This window comes from Cohnella caldifontis (genome assembly GCF_029360585.1).
In the GTDB taxonomy this organism is placed as follows: domain Bacteria; phylum Bacillota; class Bacilli; order Paenibacillales; family Paenibacillaceae; genus Cohnella; species Cohnella caldifontis.
The window spans coordinates 128,889-150,760 of the sequence record NZ_JAQZSJ010000005.1 but is presented as its reverse complement, the minus strand read 5'-3'; the positions used below and the strand labels follow the sequence as shown (position 1 = coordinate 150,760).

21 protein-coding genes are annotated in these 21,872 nt (G+C 56.8%); 6 read left to right on the top strand and 15 right to left on the bottom strand.

Features of this window, described 5'->3' with window-relative positions; genetic code table 11:
* Window positions 1-81: 81 nt before the first annotated feature.
* From PTZ19_RS10220 to PTZ19_RS10210, 3 genes are all read left to right on the top strand, one after another.
* Window positions 82-858 carry an ABC transporter ATP-binding protein gene (locus tag PTZ19_RS10220; RefSeq protein ID WP_276354171.1) on the top strand — a complete coding sequence of 259 codons (777 nt, stop codon included), beginning with the start codon at window positions 82-84 and terminating at the stop codon, window positions 856-858.
* The gene (locus PTZ19_RS10215) at window positions 833-2,809 is read left to right on the top strand and encodes an FtsX-like permease family protein (RefSeq protein ID WP_276354170.1); all 1,977 of its coding nucleotides are present in this window, start codon (window positions 833-835) and stop codon (window positions 2,807-2,809) included. Before PTZ19_RS10220 ends, PTZ19_RS10215 begins: the two co-directional genes overlap by 26 nt.
* Before the next feature lie 101 nt (window positions 2,810-2,910).
* Complete coding sequence (locus PTZ19_RS10210) at window positions 2,911-3,210, top strand: YtpI family protein (RefSeq protein ID WP_276354168.1); 300 nt, start codon at window positions 2,911-2,913, stop codon at window positions 3,208-3,210.
* Here PTZ19_RS10210 and PTZ19_RS10205 read toward each other — a convergent pair.
* Window positions 3,207-4,550 (bottom strand): DRTGG domain-containing protein, encoded by a 1,344-nt coding sequence (locus PTZ19_RS10205; protein WP_276354166.1) that lies wholly within the window; start codon window positions 4,548-4,550, stop codon window positions 3,207-3,209. The genes PTZ19_RS10210 and PTZ19_RS10205 overlap by 4 nt on opposite strands.
* A gap of 157 nt (window positions 4,551-4,707) precedes the next feature.
* Between PTZ19_RS10205 and PTZ19_RS10200 the strand changes: the two genes are divergently transcribed.
* Complete coding sequence (locus tag PTZ19_RS10200) at window positions 4,708-4,959, top strand: hypothetical protein (protein WP_276354164.1); 252 nt, start codon at window positions 4,708-4,710, stop codon at window positions 4,957-4,959.
* 121 nt (window positions 4,960-5,080) lie between these two features.
* Here the strand turns inward: PTZ19_RS10200 and PTZ19_RS10195 are convergent, their stop codons facing one another.
* Window positions 5,081-5,305, bottom strand: a complete 225-nt coding sequence (locus tag PTZ19_RS10195; RefSeq protein ID WP_019422432.1) for a helix-turn-helix domain-containing protein — start codon at window positions 5,303-5,305, stop codon at window positions 5,081-5,083.
* Between the two features lie 213 nt (window positions 5,306-5,518).
* On the bottom strand, window positions 5,519-6,148 hold the full coding sequence (locus PTZ19_RS10190; RefSeq protein WP_276354163.1) for a YhcN/YlaJ family sporulation lipoprotein: 630 nt from the start codon (window positions 6,146-6,148) through the stop codon (window positions 5,519-5,521).
* 166 nt (window positions 6,149-6,314) lie between these two features.
* On the opposite strand from PTZ19_RS10190, the gene PTZ19_RS10185 reads away from it, so the two are divergent.
* Complete coding sequence (locus tag PTZ19_RS10185) at window positions 6,315-7,322, top strand: ketoacyl-ACP synthase III (RefSeq protein ID WP_276354162.1); 1,008 nt, start codon at window positions 6,315-6,317, stop codon at window positions 7,320-7,322.
* Between the two features lie 91 nt (window positions 7,323-7,413).
* On the opposite strand, the gene clpP is transcribed toward PTZ19_RS10185, so the two are convergent.
* Entirely contained in the window at window positions 7,414-7,995 is a 582-nt protein-coding gene (gene clpP, locus PTZ19_RS10180; RefSeq protein WP_276354161.1) for an ATP-dependent Clp endopeptidase proteolytic subunit ClpP, read from the bottom strand.
* 185 nt (window positions 7,996-8,180) lie between these two features.
* Between clpP and PTZ19_RS10175 the strand changes: the two genes are divergently transcribed.
* On the top strand, window positions 8,181-8,912 hold the full coding sequence (locus PTZ19_RS10175; RefSeq protein ID WP_276354159.1) for an RNA polymerase sigma factor: 732 nt from the start codon (window positions 8,181-8,183) through the stop codon (window positions 8,910-8,912).
* Between the two features lie 8 nt (window positions 8,913-8,920).
* Here the strand turns inward: PTZ19_RS10175 and PTZ19_RS10170 are convergent, their stop codons facing one another.
* The 11 genes from PTZ19_RS10170 to PTZ19_RS10120 form a co-directional block, all read right to left on the bottom strand.
* Window positions 8,921-15,154: an Ig-like domain-containing protein gene (locus PTZ19_RS10170; RefSeq protein ID WP_276354158.1), complete on the bottom strand. Its 6,234-nt coding sequence runs from the start codon at window positions 15,152-15,154 to the stop codon at window positions 8,921-8,923.
* A 9-nt stretch (window positions 15,155-15,163) separates the two neighbouring features.
* Window positions 15,164-16,375: an S-layer homology domain-containing protein gene (locus PTZ19_RS10165; RefSeq protein ID WP_276354157.1), complete on the bottom strand. Its 1,212-nt coding sequence runs from the start codon at window positions 16,373-16,375 to the stop codon at window positions 15,164-15,166.
* A gap of 17 nt (window positions 16,376-16,392) precedes the next feature.
* Window positions 16,393-17,016: an S-layer homology domain-containing protein gene (locus tag PTZ19_RS10160; protein ID WP_276354156.1), complete on the bottom strand. Its 624-nt coding sequence runs from the start codon at window positions 17,014-17,016 to the stop codon at window positions 16,393-16,395.
* A 40-nt stretch (window positions 17,017-17,056) separates the two neighbouring features.
* Window positions 17,057-17,206 carry a hypothetical protein gene (locus tag PTZ19_RS10155; RefSeq protein WP_276354155.1) on the bottom strand — a complete coding sequence of 50 codons (150 nt, stop codon included), beginning with the start codon at window positions 17,204-17,206 and terminating at the stop codon, window positions 17,057-17,059.
* Between the two features lie 135 nt (window positions 17,207-17,341).
* Complete coding sequence (locus tag PTZ19_RS10150) at window positions 17,342-17,572, bottom strand: hypothetical protein (RefSeq protein WP_276354153.1); 231 nt, start codon at window positions 17,570-17,572, stop codon at window positions 17,342-17,344.
* Window positions 17,569-17,862, bottom strand: coding sequence for a hypothetical protein (locus PTZ19_RS10145; RefSeq protein WP_276354152.1), 294 nt, complete (start codon window positions 17,860-17,862; stop codon window positions 17,569-17,571). The genes PTZ19_RS10150 and PTZ19_RS10145 overlap by 4 nt, the downstream gene beginning before the upstream one ends.
* The gene (locus PTZ19_RS10140; protein WP_276354151.1) at window positions 17,859-18,200 is read right to left on the bottom strand and encodes an alpha-helical endospore appendage domain-containing protein; all 342 of its coding nucleotides are present in this window, start codon (window positions 18,198-18,200) and stop codon (window positions 17,859-17,861) included. The genes PTZ19_RS10145 and PTZ19_RS10140 overlap by 4 nt, the downstream gene beginning before the upstream one ends.
* 23 nt (window positions 18,201-18,223) lie before the next feature.
* Entirely contained in the window at window positions 18,224-18,514 is a 291-nt protein-coding gene (locus tag PTZ19_RS10135; RefSeq protein ID WP_276354150.1) for a nucleoside-diphosphate sugar epimerase, read from the bottom strand.
* Window positions 18,515-18,599: 85 nt separating this feature from the next.
* Window positions 18,600-19,898, bottom strand: a complete 1,299-nt coding sequence (locus tag PTZ19_RS10130) for a glycosyltransferase family 2 protein (RefSeq protein ID WP_276354149.1) — start codon at window positions 19,896-19,898, stop codon at window positions 18,600-18,602.
* Window positions 19,899-19,972: 74 nt separating this feature from the next.
* On the bottom strand, window positions 19,973-20,980 hold the full coding sequence (locus PTZ19_RS10125; RefSeq protein ID WP_276354147.1) for a hypothetical protein: 1,008 nt from the start codon (window positions 20,978-20,980) through the stop codon (window positions 19,973-19,975).
* A gap of 16 nt (window positions 20,981-20,996) precedes the next feature.
* Window positions 20,997-21,812 (bottom strand): glycosyltransferase family 2 protein, encoded by an 816-nt coding sequence (locus PTZ19_RS10120; protein WP_276354146.1) that lies wholly within the window; start codon window positions 21,810-21,812, stop codon window positions 20,997-20,999.
* Window positions 21,813-21,872: the final 60 nt, after the last annotated feature.

Sequence of the window (21,872 nt, the reverse complement as noted above, 5' to 3'; positions counted from 1 at the left end):
AATCGATGGGACCCTCCCGGCGACCCCGGTATACTAGGCATAACGGTTCAACGACATCGCATCGACGGGAGGAAGTTCCGCATGGCCATCCTTCGCACGGAAGGACTCAGCAAAATTTACGGTTCGAAGGGCAACGTCACGTATACCGCGCTGGAGCATATCGATCTTCAGGTGGAAGCCGGCGAGTTCGTCGGCATCATGGGGCCGTCCGGGAGCGGCAAGACGACGCTGCTCAACCTGCTCGCGACGATCGACAAGCCGACGTCCGGCACGATCGAGATCGGGGGCACGAACCCGGCGCGCCTGGGCGAGCGGGAGATCGCCCTGTTCCGCAGAAGGCAGCTCGGCTTCGTGTTCCAGGATTTCAACCTGCTGGACACGCTGTCCATTCAGGAAAACATCATTTTGCCGCTCGTGCTCGAAGGGACCGCGCCTAAGGAGATCGAGCGCAAGCTGCGCCCGATCGCGGAAATGCTCGGCATTGCCGGCATTCTGTCCAAGCGGGTGTACGAGGTGTCCGGCGGGCAGAAGCAGCGGGCGGCGATCGCCCGGGCGATCATCCACCAGCCTTCGCTGCTGCTGGCGGACGAACTGACGGGCAACCTCGACTCCAAATCGGCGAAGGACGTCATGGAGGCGCTCGCCGACTTGAACGGGCGGCTGGGCGCGACGGTGCTGATGGTCACGCACGACCCGTTCTCGGCCAGCTACTGCAAGCGGGTTCTCTTCATCAAGGACGGAAGGATGTACTCGGAAATCCGGCGCGGCGCGAACCGGCAGACGTTCTTCCAGCACATTTTGGACGCGCTCAGCGTGCTGGGAGGGAATTTCGATGACGTTCCGTTCGCTCGCGCTTAGCAATATCCGGGGCAATCGCCGCGCGTACGCCGCCTTTTTCCTGAGCAGCGTTTTCTCGGTTCTCGTGTTCTACCTGTACGCCGCGTTCCTCTACCACCCGGGCGTGACCAGCGGCTATATATACGCGGCCGGGCAGGTGCGGCAGGGCATGCGGATCTGCGAGATCCTGATCGCGATCTTCTCGTTCTTCTTCGTGCTGTACTCCCACTCGGCGTTCATGAAGACGCGGAAGAAGGAATTCGGGCTGTTCTCGCTGTTCGGCATGACCCGCGGCCAAATCCGCAAAATGGTGCTGTACGAGAGCGCGTTCCTCGCGCTGCTGGCGATCGCGGCCGGCATCGGGCTCGGCCTGCTGTTCAGCAAGCTGTTCTTCATGGCGCTCGCCGTATTGCTGGACTCCGAAACGCCGATTCCGTTCGCCGTCCCGGGGAAGGCTGTCGCGCTTACCGGAGCCGGGTTTTTCGCCCTGTTCATGGCCATCTCGCTGCTGACGATGCGGAGAACGGGCCGGACCGAAATCGTCGACCTGCTGAAGGATGCCCATAAACCGAAACCCGAACCGAAGCATTCCCGCTGGCTCGCCATCCTCTGCGTCCTCTGTCTGGGAGGCGGATACGGCTTGGCGGCCGGCATGTCGGTCTATACGTTCCTGATGTTCATGCTGCCGGTCGTCGGATTGACCGTGATCGGGACTTACTTCCTGTTCACCCAGGGCAGCCTCGCGGCCATCCGTTTCCTGCAGCGGCGCAAATCCTTGTATTATCGCCGCACCCGCATGCTGATCGTTTCGCAGATGGCGTTCAAAATGAAAGACAACGCGCGCGTGCTGTTCAGCGTGTCGATTCTCGGCGCGGTTCTGCTTACCGCGTCGGGCACCGTTTACTCGTTTCAGAAAGTGCAGCGGGACCAGCTTCTGGAGCATATGCCGTATACCGTCGGGTATATCGAGCATGGAGACAGTTCGGCGCATGAAGTCGCGGATCCGGACGTCATCCGGCGGATTTTGAAGGAAGACGGCAAAGAGCTGACGCGGGAATTGGAATTGTCCGGCCTGCTCGCCAGCCGCGTCGCGTTTCGGCCGGATGACGGCGGGAAGGCCCGGCAGCTTGACGGCGACGGGGCGATGGCCGTGCCGGCTTCGGGGTACAACGCCGCGGCTTCCCGGTTTGGGCAACCGCCTGTCGCATTAACGGAAGGAAGCGCCGCCGTCATTCTTCCCTATCGGGAAATGCTGCCGTACCTCGACTATACGGGATCCAAAATGGAAGCGGACGTAGGCGGGCGGAAGGCCGATTTATCCATAGCGGACGTTCGGGCGGGCTCCGTCGTCAGTCCCGTCTCGTCGGCCGAATATTTGATCGTGCTCAGCGACGCGGATTACGCCAAGCTGTCCGCCGATGCCGCGCCGTCTCAGCGTTTGACCGCCTACGGGTTCGAGTGGAAGGATTGGGAGAACAGTCTGGCCACCGCGGAGAAAATCGAGAAAGCGATGTCGCCCGCGGCCAAGGAACAAGCGCAGACCAAACGGGTCGCGTATTACTCGGAAACGAAACAGAGCATGGCGCTGACGTTTTTCATCGGACTGTTCATCACGCTGTTGTTCTTCGTCGCCTCCGGCAGCATGCTCTATTTCAAGCTGTTCACGGAGCTGCAGGACGATCGGGCCCAGTTCCGCGCGTTGGTGAAAATCGGTATGACCGCGGCCGAAATCCGCCGGGTCGTCATGGCGCAGGTCGGCATCCTGTTCTTCGTCCCTTGCGCCGTCGGCATCGCGCACGCCTTGTTCGCCATGTACGCTTTGAGCAACATTTTGGGGCAATCCGTGTTCGCCGTCTCGTCGCACGTGTTTGTCGCGTATGTGCTCTTGCAAGCCATTTACTTCGGCATCAGCTGCTCCTCTTATCTGCGGAGCATCGCGGGGAACGATTCCGCGGCCGCCGCGGCCGCATAAAACGACGGAAACGCCCATCGGAAGGGCGTTTCCGTCGTTTTTATGGTACAATCAGGGTCAGCATCCTCGCAGATTTCATTGGAAAAGGGAGTTGCTGTCCGTTGGTCAACGCCATTACATGGGTGCTGGGCGCCCTCATCGTGTTAAGCTGCATCGGTTCCGTCGTCTTCAGCTTCCGCTACCGCCGTTCCGCCGACGGCCGGCTCCGCGGATTGTACGCCGCCCGCATGAACGTTTGCATGGGTCTCATGCTGGTCTTCATCGCGCTGATCCAAATGTTCCTGTTCAGCGGATCCACCTTGCGCGTCGTGATCGGCGCCGTTTTCCTGCTGCTCGGGCTGTTCAATCTGTTCGCCGGGCTGCGGAACCACTCCCATTTCAGCCGCATGAGCCGGCCTTAAGCCGGATCGATCGTCTGGGCAGTCATCATCGCCTTGGCGATCAATTCCCCGTCCTGCAGCACTTCGACCTCCAGCTTGATGAAACGCCGGCTCGCCTCGATGACGCGGGGCTGGACCGTCATCACCGCGTCGACCGGGATCGTCCGAAGATAGTACGCCGTCACGTTCTCGAGCACGTGTTCCCTTCTCCGCAGGTCGTAAGCCGCGCGCGCAGCCGCCTGCTGCATGAGGGACGCCAGCACGCCTTCGGACACGGTTCCGAGCGGACCGGACATCTGCGGGGTCGCGGCCCCCGTGAACTGGAGGCGGCCGTCCTCGTCCCGCCGCTCCGTCATCCCGCTCCACATCAGCGCATCGAACGTCTCTCCGAGAAAAGCGGGCCGCCCCTCGTAATGCATCGCGCGCAGCACCTCGCCGCGCCCGATCGTGCCGATCAGCTTCCGGTACCGGTCGGTGACCGGCAGCAGCTCGAGCCCCTCCGATACCATCCGGTGCGCCGCCGAGGCGATCGGCGTGTTCAACGTCACCGTCGTCGGCCTGCGGGTCATGAGCTTGTCCAGCGACTGCGACGACGGGGAGCCGACCACGTCCTTGGACGTGATCATGCCGACGACCCGGTTCCACTCGTCCGTGACGGGAAAGCGGGAGCCGCCCGTCTCCGCGCTAAGCCGGTGGAAGTCGGCCACGGTCGCCGACTGCTTGAGGGCGCCGATTCGCGAGGAAGGCTCGACGAGGTCGGCGATCATCATGATTTTCCGCTGGATCTGGCGGTCGAACATCGCCCGGTTGATCATGGACGCCACGGTGAACGTGTCGTGCCGGCACGTGAGGATCGGCAGCCGGCGAGCGTCGGCCAGCGCCTTCACGTCATCGCTCGTGCCGAAGCCGCCCGTGACGAGCACTCCCGCGCCGTGTTCCAGCGCGATGCGGTGGGCGCTCTCCCGGTTTCCCACGATGAGCAGGCTGCCCGCGTCGATGTAACCCGCCATTTCGTCCAGCTCCATGGCGCCGATCACGAACTTGTTCAGCGTTTTCTCCAGCCCTTCCTCGCCGCCCAGCAGGCTGCCTTGCACGATTTCCAGCGCTTCCGCGAAGGTGAGCTGGCCGGGAAGGCTGCGCCTCTTCTTGTCCACGCGGACCGTGCCGATCCGCTCCTTCGTGCTGATCAGGCCCAGTTGCTCGGCCTCCTTCAATGCCCGGTACGCCGTCCCTTCCGACACGCCCCGATCCTTCGCCATCTGGCGGACCGATATTTTCGTGCCGACGGCCAGCTCCCGGATATAGCGGAGCAGCTGCTCGTGCTTGGTGGCTTCCCCCGCCCCCGCGTGATGATCCGGCATGCCGTCCCCTTCTTTCTGCAGCGTTCTTCCTTTTATTTTACCATCGGTTTCGACACCGCGTACAAGCATTCCCAAAACGATGATCATATTCGCGGTTCCGGGCGGCATAAAAATAGGAGGGAAGGAATGCGACGGGAAACGAGAGGAGGTTGAGAGAATGAGGGGATATGCCAAGGCCATGAAAGGCGCTTTGATGGGTGCGGCGTTGACGGGCGGATGGCTGGCCGCGGATCTGCTGCTTCCCGAGCCTTGGGGAGATTATCTGCTGTTCTCCGCGCTGGCCGTGGTGAACATCGGGATCGGGTGGCACCTGGGCAGGCTTCATGAGAAGCTGGATCGCTCCGTCCATGAACCCCAGCCGGCCGAAATCGCCGAAATCCGCAAACAGGCGGCCAGGAGCCGCACGTAAGCGGCTTCGCGCTTCGACTGCCATAGCGACGGCACCCGCCCAACTCAAAAAACCTTCTCCCCCGCCCCCGGTCGGCGGCGACAAAGAAGGCCTGAGTCGATGTTCATCGACAAACATGGGATCAGATCTTGAGCTCGCCGAGCTTGATCAGCTCCACGACGGCTTGGGAACGGCCTTTGACGTTCAGCTTCTGCATGACATTGGAGATGTGGTTCCTTACCGTTTTCTCGCTGATAAACAATTGTTGGGCAATGTCGCGAGTCGTTTTGTCCTGCACCAGCAGTTCGAACACTTCGCGCTCCCGATTCGTCAGCAGGAACTTGCTTTTGTGATCGCTGCCTTTCAACGTGTGTCACCCCTCCTTGCCCGGTCTGGAATCGATATCGGGGATAGGGATACAGTCAACTTTATCATATGAGGCGGTTTTTCCGTCGGTGCGGATAGGCCGGATAAATGGGCGTATACGATTCCCCCGCCAAAAAGAAAAAGCCTCTCGGACGATTCCCTTGGGATCGTTCCGGGAGGCTTGCTTCGTATACGGGATATGGCGCTCTCGCGGTCAGCGGTTGCGGACGTTGCTTGCCGGGAACATTCTCGCCGACAGGGCGTTGAATTCCTCCAGGAAGTCCTGCGCGGGACGACCTTGCGGCAAGGCGTACGTCTGCATCCGTTCGACGAACTCGGGATGGGAGGAGACGAACACTTTTTGGACGCCCGGCGCCGCCGCTTTCACTTTGTCGGCGATTTTGCTTCTGAGCCGGTTGTCGACGCCCGCCGCGTAGGTGGACGTGCCCGAACGCCGGAAAAGCGTAACCCCTACGTACGCGTTTTTGTCGGAGAGCAGCACGTAGGCGTCGTCCACTTCCGGCAATGCCGAAATCTGGCTCGCGAGGGTATGGCTGGACTCCAGCCGGTAATTGTCGTGAGGGCCGACGACCCCGTTGCCCATCCGGTTGCGGCCCAACATCCGGTTCTGTTCGTTGCCCTGGTCGTTCGCGAAACGGGTCCGGTACGTCGGACTGCCGTAAGAATGGGTTCCGTTGAGCGAAAGGCGATGGTTGTCATATCCGTTAACGGAATTGGGACGAATGTTCTTCTGCCCGACTTCGCCGGTCCTGTTGTTGACGCATCCCGACACGGCCAGCGCGGCGGTCAGCGCGATCGCCGTCGTTAGCAAAGCTTTGCGCACCCGAATACCTCCTTATAGGAAATGCAGTTTGTTGAATCCGCCAGCTTTAGCATGTTCCGCCCGGCATAACGCTATGCGCTTGCGGTTTATTTCCTTAAGTAGTATGATGTATTTAATTAGTACTTGGTGCTAATATCTAATACTAAAACGAATCGGGTGAGCCAGAATGAGTGCGAAATTCCAATCCCGGGCTGCGGTGACCGCCATCGGCAGTTACGTGCCGCAAGGCTTGATCACGAACGCCGACCTGGAACGCATGGTCGATACGAATGACGAGTGGATCGTACGTCGGACCGGCATCCGCAAGCGGCACCGCGCGGGCGAGAACGAATTCACCAGCGATTTGGCGACGGCGGCGGTCCGCGATTTAACCGAACGGTATGGCGTGTCGGTCTCGGACGCGGATGGGATTATTGTGGCCACCACGACGCCGGATATGCCCTTCCCGTCCGTCGCTTCGCAGGTTCAGAAAGCTTTCGGGATGGACCGGGCGATGGCCGTCGATCTGAACGCGGCATGCGCCGGTTTCGTTACGGGTCTGCAAATGGCCAACGGCCTTATCCTTACGGGAGCCTATCGCAAAATTCTCGTCATCGGGGCGGAGACGCTGACCAAAATCACGGACTACACCGACCGCACCACCTGCGTCCTGTTCGGCGACGGTGCCGGCGCCTTGCTCGTGGAAGCGGCGGATACCGGTTCCTTCCTCTCGACGTTCGCCGCCACGGAAGGCAGCGGAGGCCATCACGTCTATCTGACCGGCTTATCCAACCTGTGGGAAGGGCAAGCGCTCCCCGGACAGGGTAAACTGGTGCAGAACGGACGCGAAGTATATAAATGGGCGGTCTCCTCCATTCCGGACGCCATCCGCGAATTGACGGAGAATGCCGGCCTGCGGCTGGAGGAACTGGATTGGCTCGTTCCCCACAGCGCGAATATGCGCATCGTCGAGGCGATCTGCGAACGGCTCCAGTTCCCCGCGGAGCGTGCGCTCGAAAGCGTCGTCGAGAACGGGAATACTTCGGCCGCCTCCATTCCGCTGGCCCTCGACGCCGCCGTTCGCGCGGGCAAGCTGAAGCCCGGGCATCTCGTGGCCCTGTTCGGCTTCGGCTCGGGGCTGACCCAATCGGGCGCCGTGATTCGATGGACGGCGGGCAACGGACGGGAAGCGTAAACCGGCTTGATGGCACTCTACGCTCCAAAAAATTCCGCACCGACGGCTAAGGCCCCCGCATCCGCGAGGGCCTTAGCCGTTGTGCGTTTGTTCAAACCTTCGTGACGATCCGGTCGATAATCCCGTACTCGAGCGCTTCTTCCGCCGACATGAAATAATCCCGGTCGGTATCCTTCTCGATCCGCTCCAACGGCTGCCCTGTCCGTTCCGCCATCATCCGGTTCATCTTTTCCCTCACGAGCAGGATCCGCTTCGCGCTGATCTCGATATCGCTCGCTTGCCCTTGGGCCCCGCCGTGCGGCTGATGGATCATGATTTCGCTGTTCGGCAGCGTGAACCGTTTGCCCTTCTCGCCCGAGAGGAGCAGGAAGGAGCCGAAAGAAGCGGCCATTCCCGTGCAGATCGTATGGACGGGCGGTTTGATGATCTGCATCGTGTCATAGATCGCGAACCCTGCCGTCGTCGATCCGCCTGGACTGTTGATGTACATATGGATCTCCTTGTCGGGATCCTCCGAAGCCAGAAACAGCAGCTGGGCAACGACGCTGTTGGCCAACGGGTCGTCGATGGCGGCTCCGACAAACACGATCCGATCCTTGAGCAGCCGGGAGTAAATGTCGTACGACCGCTCCCCGCGATTCGTCTGCTCCACGACATAAGGAATTACGCTCATGGTACCATCCCTCCGTTTTATCGCGTTCCTTGCATACGGTAAACGATCCGGAACCGTCGAAAGAAACGGGGCACGGCGATATAATATAAAAGTAACTCGAAGCGTATCTTTCCGCCTTCTTCAATCGTTTACTTCGATGAAGGCGGCTTTCGCCGACCGCAAGACCGGCAGAGGAGAGAAGCCATATGACAACCATTTCGGCGGAATCGGGCCGCAGGGCCTTTTCCCATTTCGCAGAGGAAGACGTGTTGCGCCTGCAAGACTCTCTTAACCGATATTGCCGCTCCTTGGCGGGCACAAGGTGGGACGCGGAGGATTTGGCGCAGGATACTTGGGTGAAAGCGATCGGCTTGCTGCAGGGAGACGGGCATCCGAACGCGGAGGCGTTCCTGCTGCGGATCGCCAAAAACACGTGGATCGACCGCAGCCGCCGCAAAGATCTGTTGCCCCGCTTGCGGAATGCCGTCTCGACGAAGGGGATCGACGCCGCGGAAGCATGGCTGGAAACGGATGCCGCGTTCACGGCCGTGGTGCGGCATTTATCCCCGCTCCAGAGAGCCGTGTTCTTGCTGCGCGACGTCATGGATTTCTCCGGCGCCGAAACCGCCCAACGGCTCGGAACGACCGAAGGAGCCGTTAAAGCCTCCTTGAGCCGTGCCCGTCAGGCGCTAGCCCGGATGAAGCGCGACTGGGAGGACGGCACGCTTCCCGAACCGGAAGACGAGGCGTCGAAAACGTTGATCCGCAGCTTGGCCGCGGCGTACCTCCAAGGAGACGCCGCCCGCTTCGCCGAGCTGGCCGTCGCCCTCGACGTTCTGCCGCCGATTACCGCCGCGGGAATCGCGCAAATCCGGGCAAGCCGCGAGCGGAAGGAAACGAGAACGACAACATTTCCGACCGCCCGTATGGCGGCATAATCTGCCTGTTATTGCACCCGGTGCACTCGGACATATTGTTGGACCGTGTCGACCAAGCGAACGGTCACGCTGGATGTTTTCACGGTTCCGTTGCTGTATACAACCGTGAACATGAAGGTGTACTCCCCTTGCGGAAGCTCGTCCAGCGGAAATCCCGCATCCTCCGACCGCAGCAGTCCTTCCCACCGGACTCGGCTGGCTCCGACAGCCTCGAGGACTTTTTTCAGATCGGCGGAAGCAGCGGCTTCCACCGATAGCGGACGCGTCGCGGAGCTTCCCGTATCCGTGACGTCGGCCGCGAGCCGGAACGCTTCCCCCGCCCAGAACCAATTCGGGGGACGGGGAGCGTCCGGGTGCTTCTCGTTGTACCGCAGACGGTTCTGTTCCCAAGCGTCCGTGTGCAGCACCATTCCCTGAATCCCCAATTCCCTGACTTCGATCGTACGGGTGACGGTGTCGGTCGCGCCGTCCGGATCGCGAACGGTCAATTTCACCTGATACAACCCCGGATGGTTTCTCGTTTGCGCTCCCGGAATCGTGAAATCCCTCGTACTGCCGGTTTGCGCGTATCCGCCCGGTCCGTTTACCGTCCATACGGAGGTCAATGCGTCGCCGTCCGGATCGGTAGAACGGTTCGAGATGGCAATCGGATCCCCTTCGAAAGCCGGCACGGGAGACCAATCGAAGGCCGCATTCGGCGCCCGGTTCAGCACCGTCACGGATTTGATCGCTTGCGCGCACTGCCCCTTCGAATCGCAAACGACCTGGCGGATCTCCATCACTCCAATCGAGTTGAAAGCCTTCGTCCACGTTCCTCTGCTCGTGCTTTGCAGCGTCTCCGCGCCCCCGGCCTTTTTGTTCCGGATATAATACTCATGCGGGAGATTCGCCGCCGGTCCGTCCTCTTGATCGGAAGCGGTAGACGTAATGGTAAGCACGTCACCGCGATACAAGGATGTCTTACTAAGGGTAAATCCGGGCGTCGGCGGTTGATTCGGCTGAACCGGCACCAAAATGTCGATTGTTTGCTCGGCCCAGTAGCTCCATGCCCCGTATTCGTCCTTCACTTGGAGACCGACTTTGTACGTTCCTGCTTCGGTTGGGGTGACGAGCTTGGAGTTCACCGTTGCCCCTTTTGGCGTTTGATAATAATATTTCCGCTCCAAAACACCCCTAGAGATTTTATAGTCGACCCCCGTTGCTTCCGTATCGTACATCGTTGAGCTTTGCCATCGATCCGGATCGTAACTTTGATCATTCCAGGACACTGTATGGTCGGTTGAATTGACCGACAGCGTGAACTGCGCGATCGGCCGGCGATGGACCGTAACGATCTGCCAGTAATCGTTTGACCACTTTCGATATCCGCCGAATACCGCGCTTGGGTACGGGTAAGTGGAATTCGGGTCATCTTGGGCCTTTAGGGTTACACGGTAGTTGCCTACTTTATCGAATTTAAGCGCGGGACTTGTTAAGGTTTGGCCGTGCAACGCTGAAAGGCCTTGATTGTTAAGGAATTTCGGCGTGTGCTGTATGCTCCACCGGTAGTTTCCGGCCATCGGATCCTTCTCCGGATCGTCGAACACCATGTTGGTGTACCTAACGTCTGCTTGGGCGACGCCGTTTTCCCAAATCGCATAATTCGTAACCCAGCTATCGTCGGCCGCGTTCAGATCTTTCTCGTTGATATTCGAGAACGTCACATAAGACTTGTCCGAGAACGGGCCATACTTGCCCGAAGTAAATTGGTTATCCGTCACGTCGAAATACGGAACGCCGTTTAACGTCACTTGGATCCGGTTGCCCTGCGCAACTACCTTAAACGCATAATCCGTTTTAGGCTGGAACGGATAAGCAATGTTTGCCAGAACGGTCCGCGCCCCTGCTACGTATTTGGAGAGGTACAGTTTAGAGCCGTCCATTTCAAGGGAGTACCGGTTGCGCGGATCCGTCATGCGGAACGACAAACCCGCCATTTTCGAATTTTCAGTAGGATTATCCATATTTATGGTCATTGTGTATTCTCCATCGGTGTAAGCAGCCGGAGATACGTATTGACCGAACTGGAACGTTTTTACCGTTTGCGTGGCGCTTGGCGTGCCAACATCGAGGAACATCCAGGCGTCCATCGTCGTATACCCTTGTGACATTCCTCCTCCAGACCATTGCGTATCTCCGTTGTAGATGGACAGCCACATGCCGTCCCCCACGTACTCGCCATAGCGCAAGTCTGTCGTTTTGTAATCGGAGTACGAGTACGTTGTGCTCTCCATTACGACCTTATAACCTGCATGTTTGTTGAACTTGTCGAATGTCCCGCTGGCGCTGTTGGAGGCCCAGCCTGTCCCGAAAGAGCCGTTGTGCCCGATGGTCAGGTTCGCGCCCAATTCGCCCAGCGTAAAAGATGAGCCTCCATACGGTGTAACTGCACCCGTCGTTAAGTTGACGGTATCTTGGTTCCAGCCAACCTGCGGATACATGCAGCCAGAACAATACTTCGTCGTGAATATTCGAACGATCGCCTGATTCGTAACCGGATTGATCGCCACCAGCGGGTCTGATTCAGGTTGAAAGTCATACGGTCCCGCTTGTGTCCGATAGAGCTGGTTCCCCGACAATTTGGCCATCGTTCCGATCGTATGGTCGGGTTTCATCTGAATGAGATACGCGCTTTGCGGGAAATCCGGGTTTAATGATCGATCATAGTCGATATTCACTGATTCGCTTCCATTGGAACAATAAAGCAACGTTAAAAAGTAAGTGTTCCCCTTGTCATCCTTGTAAGGTTGTCCAAAAAAACTGTTAAAACGACACGTATACGGTGTTGGGTCGGGTGTAACCAATTGACCCCAGAAGTTACGATATTTCAATCCATAGTTGATATTTATTACCGGCCAGGGGGTTGCCCCCTGAGAAACGATTTTCCCAGAACGATCAAATTGAACGTATTTATAGGAGCCCTCATTGATTGAGCCAGCATCATAGACTTCGATGTTTTCGCCTTTCACCGTAATTCCGGGATAACGGATGGCGTTTTTAATTGAAGGATTTCCAACGCTGAGAGAGCTTGGAAGCTCTTGCCCTGTCATGGCATCCCAAATCCGAAGCATCAATTTGTCGCCGTCCGTGGGACACGGATAGGTCGAACGACTGTCTCCATCGCTGTCACGTTCATAGTAACCGTACTTCGGCACACATCCAGCATAAGCGGCGACGATCCGACTTCCGGTTACTTCGAAATCGTACAATTGCATCGAGTACGCTTTGGATTTTCCTGTTGCGTAACTGTAATCTCCTGCTTGCGCCTTCTTGTACCAATCGCTGTGATAATATTGATCGGTCTCTGTAAAGTAAGGCACATCGAACGTGCTGTAGTGCGGGATTCTTAATATAAAATCGTACGGGTTCGGTCCATCCCACTCATAGTTCAACCAGACACGATTGTAATACCCCGACGTCTCCCATTCGGAGACCTGTCGGGTTGGCGGCAATTTGCTTTTATTTAAGGCGAATATATAATATTCGATCACGTTATCATCAGAATCTGCATCCGGTCTGGGGTCATCAACGTAAGACTGTTGATCGAAATAAATGTATTGATTGTTCGTTCTAACAAGATTGCTGAATTTAACAGGTTGAAGCTTGTCATAGTCTTCGCCCGTGGTGTAGGTAGTGTAGTACCCTGACTTCACGGGTACCACGATCGGAGCCGATCGCGTGGGATCGTAACTCGCCATTGCCCGATACGGAGACAAACTATTCGGACCATACCCGTTGTCCTCTAGGGATTGGAACATGGCATAGTTCTGGATTTGTCCCGGCCCATAGGAAAAACCTCGAAAGAACGGAAACTGCTTTTCCATGCCTTTCCCGAGTCCAGCCATGAGCTTCCCTTTGTCGGTTACCCACATGTACGGTTTATTGGTTAAAGCTGTCGTGCTGTTCGTCTCATATAAGGACCATTTGCTGATGATTTCGCTGGCCGGAATGCCGGGATTGCTGTTCGGCGGTTCCGGTATTTCGTTTTTCCCTTCGACTAAGAATGATACACTCGGCGCTTGGTTAACGACATCCAACGTGCGGCTGCTTTCCGGCTGCGTATCCGACGCATAGGCGCACTTGCCGTATTCTTCGCATACTTTAATGTCGAACAAGTATTTTCCGACTTTCGTGGGTTGAAGCACGGTCTTCGTTACATCGCCAGTTCGATTCTGCCAAGCATCATCAGCGAAGCCGTTATTGTTCGCATCATACTTAAACCGATAGATGAGACTGGTGATTTTGTCTCCATCGGGACTGTACGACTTGTTGATGATGTCAAACGTTCCGCCACGGATTCCAAGCGGAGGTACATCGAGCACGCCGATGGGTGGATCGTCCGGAATGACAGTAAGGATATGGACGGCGGGCGCAAGTGATTTAAGGCCCGCGCTGTCGACGACATCCAGTTTAATCGTCTCCGTGCCGGCCGCGGTGTACACGTCTTTTTTGTTCTGCCAAATGTATTCGCTGATCGATCGACCCATCGGGCTGTAACTCTTGCTGCCGTCAAACGGCTTGGGCAAGGGGTGGGTTTCTTTTACCTCCGTAGGACCGTTAATGATCGGGATCGGGTTTTCGGGGATGACATTTATCGTTACCGTTTTACTCGATTCCGCGCCAAACGAATCTCTTGCAATCACTTTAACGCTATGAGATCCGAGCTCCGTTGCCTTCAAGTTATAGAAACGGTCATCATGCTCCCATGCCCCATATTCCGATGGCAAACTCCGAATCCAGGAACTTTTGCTGTCTGAAAACAGCCAAGTGTATTCAATCGGATCTCCGTCCGGATCGTAAGGCCAAGCCGGGTTCTTCGTATTGTCGTTGATGATGCGCAGGTTTACGAAGCTATTCACAACAACTTCATAGTCAGGAACGATGCCTGTTCGGTTATATTCCTTGAAGAAGCCGGCATTGAACTGCGGCGGATGGTTATCTGTTGGCGTGGTTATATTGAGATACTTTCCTGCCGTCCAACCAGAGTCAATGGTGCCGGCGCTGCCGCAAGAGGCCGTTATTCGAATTTCTATATAGTTAGCCCCAACACCTAAGTTTGAAGGATACGTCGAGTAAGAAAACGATGTATTGGATGTCTTCGACGCAGCACGATTGCTTGTCCAAGTCACGCCGTCTTTTTGGAAACGGTATTCATGATACAGATATACGCATGCAGACGGAATCTGAAAGTTTTTAGGTTTTAATTCGAAGGGATCCCGCCACTTGATCGTGGTGGACGGAAGAATATCAAAGTCGCCAGTTACCGAGTAGGTCGAATCAGGTTGGCAACCGGGAGCGCTTGGGTTTGAGACGCATGGATCCGGCGCCTTTGTTACCGTGATCGTGGCCGCATCGGAAATCTCATATTCCCCACTCTTCCAGGTGGCACGAATAACGACTGTACCTGCGGATTTTGCCGTCACAAGTCCTGTGTTGCTTACCGTTGCAATCGCAGCGTTGCTCGTCTCCCAAGTTGTGGAGGGACTAGAAGCCACGCTGTTCCAAGAACCCCAAGTGGTTTTTCCAAAATCTTTGGTCCGGACGCTGGCGTTAAGCTGTTTCGTTTTCCCGACTTGAATGGTTGAATCCGGATTAACGTCTATTTCTTTCTCTTCATAAACCTCGCCTTGCCATACGAGACGTAGGGGAACCAGGTAGCCCGCTTTGAATTTGGGGTTACCTGTTGTTCCACTAGTGCCATATCGATAGTAATTATCAGGGTTTGAGGGAATCTTCCCCCCTGAAGTAACATTAACTAAAACTTCTTTATTGCCGACCCTTTTGGGTTCTCCAACGGTGGTAATATCCGGGTGTTCGCTATCCCATTCTGCTCTTAGAACATCAATGTTCGAAATTTGACTTACCTCAGTCCCAGGTGGCCACTCAGCAGCAGCCCAATTGCTGATACCCTTAAAGGAAAAAGACTTCGTATACTCTGCAGGGTATGGCTGATCTTTTGTACCCTGCTTAGCAACGACAGGTTGAGTACCATCTGGAAAATCCGCTCTGAAACTTCCGTCATCCAGTTGGTACCACCAGACAATACCATCCCACCCGTTTGGTTGAGATTGCACGTATTTCATTGTTTTTTGCGTTTTGGGTGCAGTTGCAGAAACTCTTTCGGATGGAATAATCGCAAAAAAAATTTGCAAAATTAAAAGACAAGTTATAAAGATGCTAACTTGCTTCATAAATTTTTTCATGCACTAACCTCAATCCATGTCCGAAATGGACATTTTAGTATTGTCATCTGTTGTAATTGTATGAAACGTATTTTTACTTACTGCGGAATTAAACCAAACCATTACAGTCTCTCCCTTCTTTATGTAGTCTTTATTATCCACCCCAGGAATGTACTTTTTTACAAGAGTATTGAATCCTTTCTCTTTCGCGAAATCTAAAGGAAGGCTATATCTGGCTACTAGTCCACCAGCATATTCTTTGATATAGCGATCTGTATCCAACTTGTCTACATTTGACGTAAAGGATACTTCCTCTATTACTGCAATGATATCTCCTCTAGTTCTTAGCAGTTCACTTTTCATAGAAGGAGAAATATACAAGTCGAAATAAACACTGCCTTCCAGAGGGATAAAGATCATCCTATGGATCGCAATAGACTCTAGTTTATTTCTCCCGGAGATAGGCTTGCCTTGAATCCCTTTGAAATCGGTATAATTGTCACCAGTAAAATACCTAAACTTCGTAATGCTGAGCATATTCGTCCCGGTTAGCCCGACTTCACGCAGCTCATTCAACGCGGTGTAGCTTTTCGCATCCGTGCCTTCCACTTTCTCATAGCGAAGAAGCGTAGAGACGACTTCAGCCCGCGTCGTGGTCGTGGCGGGACGGAACGTGCCGTCCTCGAAACCGACGACGATGCCGGTTCCCCGCACCAATGCAATATAGGGAACTTGTTCCGGAGTGATCCCGCCCTTGAAGCTTTCGGGCGTCGGGAGCAAGGTATCTTTCGTGTCTTTGAGCGCTTGCGCAAAGTCCGCCTCCGACTTGGCCAGTCCGGATGCGATCCATTTCATCAGCTCGAACCGAGTGATCGGTTTGTTCGGCTCGAAGCCCTTCGGATAATCCGCAGGATCAATGAAGCCCAGCGCAACCAGCTTGCGCACCTGATCCTTCGCCCAATGCTTCTCTAGATCGGCGAATGCCTCCGAGGCCGAGGCCGGAACCAGCTTCGTAATCCGACTAAGCATGCCGGCTGCTTCCGCACGCGTAATTGCACCGTTCGGCTTAAACGTACCGTCCGGATACCCGGAAACATACCCCCGGTCTATCGCAGTCTGAATATCCTTCGCGGCCCAATGCCCCTTCGTATCCGAGAACGACGGAGCAGCATAAGAAGCAGCAGGCAGCGCGACCGCTGCGAAGAGAGAAAGAATGACAAGAACGAATAATGTTTTTTTCATATTCTAAACCCCCACATCTACATTTGTTTGGCGGCTTTAACCGCCTCCGGGTTGACGTCCAATACCTTGCCCTTGATTAGGGTAAGCACCCGTTGAATCACGACGATGGCTTCCGCCCTCGTAACCGAACCATCCAGTTCCAAATCACCGTCTATCGAAGATCCGTAGATCAACCCGCTTTCCGCTGCCCACACGACGAATTCCTGTTCCGTAACGCCAACGGACTGAAAATCCAAATGCACGGCACGCGCGGCGAGTCGAATCATCTCCAGCCTCGAAAGGTTTTCGGTGTACTCTTTAAAATCGCTTGCGTTGTGAAAGTTGAACTCAACCATTACGGCGACATACGGTTGATACCACGGGCTCCCCTTCGCTACATGCGGCAGCTTCAGCGCATCAACAAGCATCCGAAAAAACTCGGCGCGGCTGACCTTCCGTTCCGGACGAAACGTGCCGTCCGAAAACCCGCTGACATAACCATCTGCCGCGGCTTTGTCGATTTGAGCCTTCGCCCAGTATGTACCGGCGACGTCCTTAAACTCCCTCCATCCCGCAACAGGCTTCGATTCTTGAGCATGAATGCTCGGCGCCGCCAGCAGCGATGCGACAATTAGCATCCCTAGTGGGCCTAATTTTTTCATCCCTATTCCCTCCAAGACATTCAAGCAGCCATCTCCAACCTCACACGCTCTCGCTCCCCAAAATCGCAACGCCAATCGGCGCAGAAGGCGCCACCTTCCCCGGCTGCCCAGTTGCCGCAACGGTATCCATCCCCGCCATGGCGGCCAGAAGCGCCAGCAAAATCAACAAAATTTCGCCCCATTGCCTCATCCGATTCCCTCCCCATGCCGTTTCCGGATAAAACAAAAAAGAAAGCACTGCCGACGTCGTGTCTCACGCGGGTGCTTCCTCGCATCGTTCCGTATTCATTTTCATTCCCATTATAAGAAAAAATCCCAATTTTCGTCAATGTCCGATATTCTCATCTTCCTGCAGTACATTCCGATCTTCCTGCTCGTACGCCATCCGGTGGCCTTCCTCGAAGCCTTGGACAAATCCGGCGTCGAAGCCGGCTTGATACGTTTCGTCGTATTCGATATCGCTGATGAACGCAAGATCGAATTCCGGTTCCGGTTCCTGGATCTTTTCCCGACGATTCGCCGCCTTTCGGGGTTTACGGATTTTTCGTTTGGTCATGCGCCCCTCCCGTCCTCGCGCCAAACACTCCGCACGCCTTGCCGAAGCCAGGGCGGAGCCGGCGCCCCCCGTTTCGGAGGACGCCACGCCGTTCCCGTCGCCGCTCGAAGCAGCGCGGCCTGCATCCGATCCAACGCACGAATATGCTCATGGAGCAATGTCGGGGGAAGCCCTGCCGCCGCGGTCACCTCCGCCGCGCTTTCCAGCATGGAAGCCAGCGCGCGTTGGCTTCTGGCGATCGACTCCAGCAAATGCAGCTTGATCTCCCACTCCCGACGCTTCCGAATCATCTTATGGGTTCCTCCGGCAAATAACCTCCCGGGAACGGCGGCATTCCCTGGTTTTCGTCCTGATCGGGATGCAAAATGATCCGCATGCTCCGGCTGAGGCCGTTGCACATTTTCGCCAAGCCGTCGATCACTTCGATCTGCTGTTCGTGGAACTGCATGCTAGTGGAAAACCGATCCAACTGGGTCTGGAACACGCCTTCCTTCACATGATTCAGGACCCAATTCCGCACTTTTTCGGCTTCCACCGCCTTGGCTCCGAGCATCATGGAGACGTCTCTCTGGATTTTGGAAATGGCGTCCAGCGTCGTCTCGAATGCTTCTTCAAGCCCCGCCTCCATCGCCCCTCACCCCCGTATCCCCGTTATTCTTCATCCTCGCCGGTCCGGCTCGCCTTCACGACATGCGATAAACTGTCGCCCGTCGCTTCCACCAGTTCCGCCAGGCCGTTCAAATAGGCCACGATGCTTTTGGTGACTTGCGAAGAACTGTCCAGCAATCCTTCCATCCCGTTCAGCTCGGGCTGATGGTCGGGAAGTCCGTTCACCAGTTCCGCCATTCGGACGGTAATCTGCCGCTTGGCCTCCAAAATCCGGGCCAGCTGCTGGTGGGATTGGGACAGATGAACGACGGTTTCCGTTAAAACCCTCTGCAAGTCTATTCGCCTCCAGCTGCCGGAATCGTTACATCATATTCGCGATCGCGGCGTGTGTCACACCTCTGTAAAACGCTTTTCCGGTTTATAAATGCTGTCGGATTTCGGGAAGGGGGATAATGGGAAAGCCTTCCCATCGACCGTCCATCTCTTCGTAAGCGACCAAGCGAATCGGCTTCAAATGCAGCTGCCAGCCCTCCAGCGCCCTGCGGTTCATCACCGGCCGATACGAGTTCCCCTCCAAATGATGCAGGGTACCGTCCGGAAAAACGGCAATCCCGGCCTCCCAACCCGACGGATCGTCCAATCCGCGCCAGCGATGCTCCACTACATCGGCGGCTATCGGCTCTCCGGAAGGCCAGCGGCGCAGCTCCACCTGCGTGACCCGAACGATCGGCACGGACAGCTCCCCCTCGACGGGATGCTTCATCCCGCCCTCAACCCAATATGCGGTTTCTCCCAATCCCCGTATCATGACCCGCTGCGGGAACAAGGAAACCCCCGCGAAGTCTCCGACGCCATGTCCGATCCGGCTGAGGACCTTATTCAGCCACATATCCGGTTGGGTCCATTTTTTGAAAAATTCATTCTGATTCCGCGTGCTTGAAATCTGCGCTTGCCCATCGGCACAACGCGAACCGGAAAATTGCACGAACGTGCCTTGGGCGATCATCAATCGTTTGCCCGTCATCCGTACGCGGAGATTAAAGTCGGTTTCCGCGTCCTCGGGCGACAATCCTTCATCCCAATAACCGACATCCTCGAACGTTTCCCTTCGGAACAGCAGGCAAAACGATCGCAACCGCTTAGCCGTTCTCCGTAGGCCGGGATTGCGGCGGTTGTACCAACTGGCGAAATCCTGCAATTGTGCCGGTCTGCGGTGCGGAACCGGGATTCCTTGCTCCCCCCCGGCGTCGTTCGCAACCGGCCCCGCCATTCCGGCTTCGGGATCTTCCAGACACGACATCAATGGTTCCAGCCAATTTTCCGTCACGACGGTATACGGGCTCAGCAACGCCAGCGTCCTGCCCTTCGCCATCATCAGTCCGCGGTTGATCGCGCCCGCGAGCCCGACGTTCGATGTCAGTACCTGGTAACGGACTTGACCCCGCAGCGACTCCAGAAAGGCGTCCGTTCCATCGGTCGAGGCGTTATCCACCACAATCACCTCATGGGGCAATCGGGTGTACTGCTCGATACTGTCCAGGCAATCTTGCAGCTCTTGCAAAGCGTTGCATGTCGGAATGACGATACTGGTTCCTTCAAACCTCTCGAAAAACTGCTGTAAACCCGACTGTACACCCTGCAGCCAGCCCTCTTCGAAGCCTTCGCGATAGAGAGAAGAACTGTCGTCGCCCGGGAACCGCTCGGTTTCCTCCGCCACCGCGTTACCTCCCTTCGCCACTGATCAGACCGCCCCGGCCGCAACGGCAGATGATGCTCGAAAACCCATTTCGATTAAGTCCATTCCTCCAAAACTTCGCGATTTCGCGCCCGGTCTGGAAACGTCAGTCGGCTGTCCCCGCTTGCTAATGCCTTTTTCCATGCTTCGGCGAACGCAGTCCTTTCCTGTACCCCGTCGTCCGAAGACGCTTCGGCAACGGGAACGGATCCCCCGATCCCTACACGCAGCGAACTGAAAATGGCCGCCACCTGCGCCCTTGCCGGATGAACGAGATCCTCCCCGATTTCCTCCAGCGCTTTCCGGGACAAGGCGAAAGGCGGCGATGTCAAAGACCCCGCGCGCAGATCGCGCCGCTGCAGCGAACGGTTCAGGAATTCCGCCAGCCGTTGCGTGCCGTTCCGCCGATAGAAAGGAAGAAACCGCCCGGCGCTGTCGTTCAGCGCTACATCCAAGCCTCCCCGATCGCAAGCCCACACGAAGCGAGCCATCCGGACCGTCTCTACCGGGTTCTCCCCGTCCACGAAAAGGACCGTGTCCGCTTTCGATGATTTGGCGGCCACCGCCAGAACGGCTCCGGAAGCCGCCGTAACGGGATGGAACACGACCGTCACATCCGGGTCCGCATGCGCGGCTTGAAGCAGTTCGGCAGGCGAATCTTCGGGGATCGCCACGATGATTTCCGACAGCGGCAGTTGCCGAAGCCTCCGCAAGGCGGATTGAAGCGACTCCGTTGCGCGAGGCGCCGCGAGAATGGCTCCGGCCGATCCTTGAAGCGGGAGAAGGATAAGCCGTCCCTTCCTGCGCGCTCCCCGCCAAAATCCGGAGGCAAATCGCCTTCCTAACCGGAGCGCGGCCGGCCATTTCGCGGTTCGGAGCGACGGGCGGTCTGCCAACTTGCGCCATGCCTCTTGAACGGCGGAGATAACGTCAGCGGGAGCCGCCCGGCTGCGGCTCGACGTGCTCCATTCTCTCCCTCGGCGAATGCCCAGCGTATAGAGCTCGAGTCCGGCAGCGCGGCGGATTCCGGTTCTCCTCCGGTTGGTTTTTCTCGTTCGAGCCAAACGGTTCCTTCCTTCCTTACGCTTTCCCATTCGAGGATTCAGGCGGTTCATTTTCCAACCACCACCCGATCGCCTCCAGATGGTCGCCCACGACGAGAGGTATGAGCGGATACGCCCCCGCCTTGGATCGAGGCGAGGGATTCAGGCGACCGACAGGCACGTGGCGGCAGCGCCGGACGGTAAGGCCGCTCTTGACCGCCATCGCCAGCGCCAAGGGCGGAATGGCCAGCGGGTGGGGCCCGATCTTATCCAAAACGCGTCGGCTCAGCGCATGGGGCACCGCCGTCAGTGACGCGCCTTGCAAATCCGGCCGGCCCATTAACAGGTTCAATGCGTGCTTCGCAAGCACCACGCTGTGCACGGCCGAACGTTTCACCGGGCCCGAATAGTCATTCAGGGCGACGTCCGTTCCGCTATCCACGGCATCGACAAAAGCTTTTAACACCGGAGCGCGAATCGCCATATCCCCGTCGATGAACAGCAGCACGTCTCCTTTGGCCGCTTTCGCTCCGATCGCCCTGCCCACGTCGTGACCGAGCGGGCTTTCGAAATGGATGACCTGCGCGCCGCTGCGGCGGGCAACTTCCAGCGAACCGTCCGTCGAACCGTTAACGACGGCGATCACTTCCGTGAGCGGATGGACCCGGAACGCTTCTTGCAGAACTTCCGCCAACGTCTTTCTCTCGTTCATGACCGGCACGATCACGGATACATGAGGGGTGTCTGCCGCGGGATGACCGTCGGGCTGCGCAGAGATCGGCAAAGGCGATCGGGAGGCGCGGGATGACGATCCGGCGTTTCGGCGTCTGCGTTTCGTCGCGTTGATGGGCATGCCTTCCTCCTCCCGGCATACCGGCCCCGTTTTCTTTGACATTGTATGTGTCAAGTGTCC